Here is a 6521-nt window from a genome sequence, read left to right as displayed (position 1 = left end):
TTGTCTGCTCGGGTTGCGTCATGAATTTCATTCTGTATGCCGTGCCGTTTTTCTTTGTGCTGATTGCCGTCGAGTTGCTGGCCGACCGCTGGCGGGGTGTGAGCCATTACCGCGTGGCAGACGCCATCAACAGCCTGAGCACCGGCGTGCTCTCCACCACGACCGGTTTGCTGACCAAGGGCGTGGGGTTGGTGACCTACGCGTTTGCCTTGGAACACCTGGCCGTTATCCACTTGTCTGCCGACCAGGCCTGGGTCTGGGTATTGGCCTTCGTGTTCTACGACTTCTGTTATTACTGGCTGCACCGCATGGGCCATGAGCGCAACATCCTCTGGGCGGCCCATTCGGTCCATCATCAGAGCGAGGACTACAACCTCTCCACGGCGTTGCGCCAGACCAGCACCGGGTTTGTGTTGAGCTGGATTTTCTACCTGCCGCTGGCGGTGGCCGGCGTGCCCCTGGTGGTGTTCGTCAGCGTGGCGGCGTTGAATCTGCTGTATCAGTTCTGGGTCCACACCCAACACATCCCCAAGCTCGGCTGGCTGGAGTGGTGTTTCGTTACGCCGTCCAATCATCGCGCCCACCATGCACAGAACCCTCTTTACATGGATCGCAATTACGGCGGGGTGTTCATTATTTGGGACCGTCTGTTTCGCACCTTTCAGGAAGAAGACGCTAACGAACCGGTGATTTTTGGCGTGACCACGCCGCTGGCGAGCTGGAATCCGTTGTGGGCCAACCTGCAGTTCTATGCGCAATTGTGGGCGGATGCGCGACGGGCAGAGCGCTGGCGAGACAAGCTACGGATCTGGTTTATGCCCACCGGTTGGCGTCCGGCGGATGTGGCGGCGCGGTACCCGCTGAACAAGCCGGACCTGAGTCAGTTCCGCAAATTCGAGGTGCCGCTGGACGGCCGCCAGCAGTGGTACGTGGCGTTGCAGTTCTGTACCTACATTGCGCTGGGCAGTTACCTGATGAACCTGGAGAACAGCCTGTCGGTTGCTGCCCTGGTGTTGGGTTGGGGCACGGTGGCGCTGGGTTTGTTTGTGTTGGGCGTGGCCCTGGAGAATCGCCCGTGGGCCCTGAGGCTGGAGCTGTTGCGGCTGGTCCTGAATTTACCACTGGTGTGGCTGGCGCCGCTGGTGGGGTTGTGGCCGGCCAGCCCCGTGGCCTGGGTTGGGTTGCTCAGCTACAGCCTGCTCAGTGGCATCGGGCTGTATTGCTGTCGCAGCCGGGTCACTCGGCTGGCGTCGTAGGCTCGTGGGTCCTGGCTTGCTCCAGCCGTTCGGCTTCGAGGACTTTCCTGGCCAGCCGTGCATTCTTGATACGTCGACGCAGCCACAGGCACAACCCCAGCACCAGCAGGGCACCGAGTACCCACAATTCATATTTCTTGATGCTGCCCAGCATGCCTTCGAGCACCGCGCCGAAGTGGTACGCGGCGGCGGCCAGGGCAGTGGCCCAGATCGCCGCGCCGATACCGTTGAGCAACAGATAGCGGCCCGGCGGATAGCCCGACAGCCCGATGGCCACCGGCATGACTGTGCGCAAGCCGTAGACGAAGCGAAAACTCAGGACCCAGATGTCCGGATGCCGGCGAATGTGCTCCAGCGCCCGATCGCCCATCAACTGCCAGCGAGGTTTTCGCGCCAGTAGCCTGCGGCCGTGCTTGCGCCCCATGAAGTACCACAACTGATCGCCCGCGTAGCTGCCGCAGAACGCCACCACCACCACCAGATTGATGTCCATGTAGCCACGGAACGCCAGGAAGCCTGCGAGCACGAGGATGGTTTCGCCTTCGAAGAACGTGCCGATAAACAAGGCCAGGTAGCCGAAGTCATGGAGAAATTGCTGGAGCATTGTCTGGGTGCTGGCGAAATGAACGCGCAGCCTAACCCTTCGGACACATTCAGGAAAGTATCGAGATGTGTCTCGACGTGAACATTTCCTGCAACGACAATGACTGCGACGACGGGACGCAGGTGCACATATCTGTCATCTGTTCGTCATAATGGCCGTCTATAACTGTCACGCTCGCCCGTCAGCGCGGGCTCAGGAGTCTGCCGTGAGCTTTACCCCCGCCAATCGTCTGTTCCCCGCTACCCGTCTGCGTCGCAATCGCCGTGATGAGTTCTCTCGTCGGCTGGTGCGTGAAAACGTGCTGACCATTGATGACCTGATCCTGCCGGTGTTCGTGCTGGACGGTGAGAACCGTCGCGAGGCCGTGGCATCGATGCCCGGGGTAGAGCGCCTGACCATCGACCTTTTGCTTGAAGAAGCCGCCAAGTGGGTCGAGCTGGGTATTCCGGCGCTGGCGCTGTTCCCGGTCACGCCTGCCGGGCTCAAGTCCCTGGACGCCGCCGAAGCCTGGAACCCCGATGGCATCGCCCAGCGCGCGACCCGTGCCCTGCGTGCCCGTTTCCCGGAACTGGGCGTGATCACCGACGTGGCGCTGGACCCGTTCACCACGCATGGGCAGGACGGCATTCTCGATGAAGAAGGCTATGTGCAGAATGACATTACCGTCGATGCACTGGTCAGGCAGGCGTTGTCTCACGCCGAGGCCGGTGCCCAGGTGGTGGCGCCGTCGGACATGATGGACGGTCGCATCCAGGCGATCCGTGAGGCGCTTGAAGTGGCCGGTCATGTCAATGTGCGGATTATGGCCTACTCGGCCAAGTACGCCAGCGCCTATTACGGCCCGTTCCGTGATGCGGTCGGCTCGGCGCTGAATCTGGGCAAGGCCAACAAGGCCTCTTATCAGATGGACCCGGCCAACAGCGAGGAAGCCTTGCACGAAGTGGCGGCGGACTTGTCAGAAGGGGCTGATATGGTCATGGTCAAGCCGGGCATGCCTTACCTCGACATTCTTTGCCGGGTCAAAGACGAATTCAAAGTACCGACCTTTGTCTATCAGGTCAGCGGCGAGTACGCCATGCACATGGCGGCAATCCAGAACGGCTGGTTGGGCGAAGGAGTGATCCTTGAGTCCTTGACCGCTTTCAAACGTGCAGGAGCTGATGGCATCCTGACTTACTTTGCTGTGCGCGCCGCCCAATTGTTACGAGAGCAGAAATAGCCTCCCAGGAACTTGTGATGAATACCGAAGGACTCTCTGAAGTTGCCGTAAAAGACGCTCAGCCCGTGGTCGAGCAGGTCGCCGAAACACCGCCGGAGCATGAGGCCGTGCCTACGCCGCCGGTGGTGCCCGAGGCCCCCGTGGCCCCTGCGATTGTCATTCCCAACCTGGATGACAGCAGCCTGTACATCCATCGCGAGCTGTCGCAACTGCAGTTCAACATCCGCGTGCTGGAGCAGGCGCTGGACGAGTCCTACCCGCTGCTGGAGCGGCTCAAGTTCCTGCTGATCTTTTCCAGCAACCTGGACGAGTTCTTCGAGATTCGCGTCGCCGGCCTGAAAAAGCAGATCACCTTCGCCCGTGAACAGGCCGGTGCCGACGGCCTGCAGCCGCACCAGGCTCTGGCCCGCATCAGCGAGCTGGTCCACGGCCACGTTGACCGCCAGTACGCGATTCTCAATGACATTCTGTTGCCCGAGCTGGAAAAGCATCAGGTTCGCTTCATTCGTCGCCGCTACTGGACCACCAAGCTCAAGACTTGGGTGCGCCGCTATTTCCGCGACGAGATCGCCCCGATCATCACCCCGATCGGCCTCGACCCGACGCACCCGTTCCCGCTGCTGGTCAACAAGAGCCTGAACTTCATCGTCGAGCTCGAAGGCATCGACGCCTTCGGTCGCGATTCCGGCCTGGCGATCATCCCCGCGCCACGCTTGTTGCCGCGCATCATCCGCGTGCCGGAAGACGTCGGCGGCCCCGGTGACAATTATGTGTTCCTGTCGTCGATGATCCACGCTCACGCCGATGACCTGTTCCAGGGCATGAAGGTGAAGGGTTGCTACCAGTTCCGCCTGACCCGTAACGCTGACCTGTCGGTAGACACCGAAGACGTCGAAGACCTGGCCCGCGCCCTGCGCGGCGAGCTGTTCTCGCGTCGCTACGGTGATGCGGTGCGCCTGGAAGTGGCCGACACTTGCCCCAAACACCTGTCCGACTACCTGCTCAAGCAGTTCAACCTGCATGAGACCGAGCTGTATCAGGTCAACGGTCCGGTCAACCTGACCCGACTGTTCAGTATCACCGGTCTGGACAGCCATCCGGAACTGCAATATTTGCCGTTCACGCCGCAGATCCCGAAGTTGCTGCAAAACAGCGAGAACATTTTCAGCGTGATCAGCAAGCAGGACATTCTGCTGCTGCACCCGTTCGAGTCGTTCACGCCCGTGGTCGACCTGCTGCGCCAGGCGGCCAAGGATCCCCACGTATTGGCGGTGCGCCAGACCCTGTATCGCAGCGGCGCCAACTCGGAAATCGTCGACGCCTTGGTGGACGCGGCGCGTAACGGCAAAGAGGTCACGGCAGTGATCGAATTGCGGGCGCGCTTTGATGAAGAGTCCAACCTGCAACTGGCCAGTCGTCTGCAAGCGGCCGGTGCGGTGGTGATTTATGGTGTGGTCGGCTTCAAGACCCACGCCAAGATGATGCTGATCCTGCGGCGCGAGGCCGGCGAGATCGTGCGTTACGCCCACCTGGGCACCGGCAACTATCACGCCGCCAACGCCCGTCTGTACACCGACTACAGTCTGCTGACCTCCGACGATGCCTTGTGCGAAGACGTCGGCAAGTTGTTCAGTCAGTTGATCGGCATGGGCAAGACCCTGCGCATGAAAAAACTGCTGCACGCGCCGTTCACCTTGAAGAAGGGCATGCTCGACATGATTGCCCGGGAGACGCAGTTCGCCCTGGACGGCAAGCCGGCGCACATCATCGCCAAATTCAACTCGCTGACCGATCCGAAGATCATCCGCGCGTTGTACAAGGCCAGCCAGTCGGGCGTGCGCATCGACCTGGTGGTGCGCGGCATGTGCTGCCTGCGGCCGGGTATCCCGGGGGTTTCCCACAACATCCATGTACGCTCGATCATCGGCCGCTTCCTGGAACATACCCGGGTGTTCTACTTCCTCAACGGTGGGGAGGAGCAGATGTTCCTGTCCAGCGCCGACTGGATGGAGCGCAACCTCGACAAGCGCGTCGAGACTTGCTTCCCGGTGGAAGGCAAGAAGCTGATCCTGCGGGTCAAGAAGGAGCTGGAAAGCTACCTCACCGACAACACCCACAGCTGGAGCCTGCAATCGGACGGTCGCTATATCCGCAACACGCCGACCGGCAACCAGAATGCCCGCAGCGCCCAGGCGACATTGCTGGAGCGCTTGGGCAGCCCATTGCTAACGGTTCGTTAAGAGGTAGAGGCAGGCTTAGCTTTTGTGGCGAGGGAGCTTGCTCCCGCTGGGCTGCAAAGCGGCCCTGAATTCTTGGGAGGGCTTCGCCCTCCAGCGGGAGCAAGCTCCCTCGCCACAGGGATTGCAGCTCATTCCAGTGAGCAATCAGTGGATGTTCAGCACAATCCCGACTCGGGTAAGCCATTCGGCTTCCTGGGCGAAGTCAGCCTGGGTCAGTTGGTTCTCTTCCAGCCAGCCTTCGGGAAACAGCACATCCAGTTGAGCTCCGTCGGCGCGCAGGACCACCTGGGGCATCTGCTGGGTGCCGCGGATGTGGTGGAACAGGATCGCAAAGCGCAGCAGCACGCACAGACGAATCAGTTTGATGCCGTCATTGCCGAACTCGGCGAATTTATCCTTGGGAATATTGCGCCGGTGGCCACGCACCAATAGCGCGAGCATCTGCTGGTCTTCGCGGGAGAAGCCTGCCAGGTCCGAATGCTCGATCAGGTAGGCGCCGTGTTTGTGGTAGTGATAGTGGGCGATGTCCAGGCCCACCTCATGCACCTTGGCGGCCCAGCCCAGCAATTCGCGCCAGACCCCGTCGTTCAGATCCCAGTCGTCGGCCACCTGGTCGAAGGCGTGCAGCGCTTTGCGTTCGACCCGTGCGGCCTGTTCCTGATCGACGTGGTAACGCTCCATGAGCGAGCCCAGGGTGCGCTCACGGACGTCTTCATGGTGATGGCGCCCGAGTAGGTCATAGAGCACGCCTTCGCGCAGGGCGCCCTCGCAGTGGTCCATGCGTTGCAGTTCCAGAGCGTCGAAAATTGCTTCGAGGATCGCCAGGCCCGCCGGGAAAATCGCCCGGCGGTCAGGCTTGATGCCTTCGAAATCGATTTTGTCCGAGTCGCCGAGCTTGAACAGCCTGCGCTTGAGCCAGGCCAGGCCTTCAGCGTTGACCTCGCCAGTGCCATGGCCGCCGGCCTTGAGGGCCAGGCCAATGGCACGAATGGTGCCCGAGGAGCCAATGGCTTCATCCCAGGTCAGGCGGTGCAGGGCATGTTCGATGCTCATGATTTCCAGACGAGCCGCCGTATAGGCCTGGGCGTAGCGCGCCGGGGTGATCTTGCCGTCGCGGAAATAACGCTGGGTGTAGCTGACGCAACCCATTTGCAGGCTTTCGCGCAGCAGCGGCTCGAAGCGCTGGCCAATGATGAATTCGG

5 protein-coding genes are annotated in these 6521 nt (G+C 61.2%); 3 read left to right on the top strand and 2 right to left on the bottom strand.

Annotated elements, in window-relative coordinates:
• Positions 1-20: 20 nt before the first annotated feature.
• Positions 21-1256, top strand: a complete 1236-nt coding sequence (locus GSM73_RS22570; RefSeq protein WP_047226105.1) for a sterol desaturase family protein — start codon at positions 21-23, stop codon at positions 1254-1256.
• Here the strand turns inward: GSM73_RS22570 and GSM73_RS22565 are convergent.
• Positions 1237-1860, bottom strand: a complete 624-nt coding sequence (locus tag GSM73_RS22565) for a DedA family protein (protein ID WP_047226104.1) — start codon at positions 1858-1860, stop codon at positions 1237-1239. The genes GSM73_RS22570 and GSM73_RS22565 overlap by 20 nt on opposite strands.
• Positions 1861-2065: 205 nt before the next feature.
• Between GSM73_RS22565 and hemB the strand changes: the two genes are divergently transcribed.
• Positions 2066-3079, top strand: a complete 1014-nt coding sequence (hemB, locus tag GSM73_RS22560) for a porphobilinogen synthase (protein ID WP_160893864.1) — start codon at positions 2066-2068, stop codon at positions 3077-3079.
• A gap of 17 nt (positions 3080-3096) precedes the next feature.
• Complete coding sequence (gene ppk1 / locus GSM73_RS22555) at positions 3097-5319, top strand: polyphosphate kinase 1 (RefSeq protein WP_047226102.1); 2223 nt, start codon at positions 3097-3099, stop codon at positions 5317-5319.
• 144 nt (positions 5320-5463) lie between these two features.
• On the opposite strand, the gene GSM73_RS22550 is transcribed toward ppk1, so the two are convergent.
• Positions 5464-6521 (bottom strand): Ppx/GppA phosphatase family protein (locus tag GSM73_RS22550; RefSeq protein WP_256677053.1); only part of this gene is annotated, 1058 nt, incomplete at its 5' end.

This window comes from Pseudomonas sp. PICF6 (assembly GCF_009831705.1).
GTDB classification, from domain to species: Bacteria; Pseudomonadota; Gammaproteobacteria; order Pseudomonadales; family Pseudomonadaceae; genus Aquipseudomonas; species Aquipseudomonas rhizophila.
The sequence above is the reverse complement of the archived record's forward strand: the minus strand, read 5'-3'. Positions and strand labels throughout refer to the sequence as shown.

What these genes read in the sequence shown, in the direction of transcription:
- GSM73_RS22570 (WP_047226105.1), top strand. Translation starts at nt 21, where the DNA reads ATGAATTTCATTCTGTATGCCGTGCCGTTTTTCTTTGTGCTGATTGCC.
- ppk1 (WP_047226102.1), top strand. Translation starts at nt 3,097, where the DNA reads ATGAATACCGAAGGACTCTCTGAAGTTGCCGTAAAAGACGCTCAGCCC.
- GSM73_RS22565 (WP_047226104.1), bottom strand. Translation starts at nt 1,860, where the DNA reads ATGCTCCAGCAATTTCTCCATGACTTCGGCTACCTGGCCTTGTTTATC.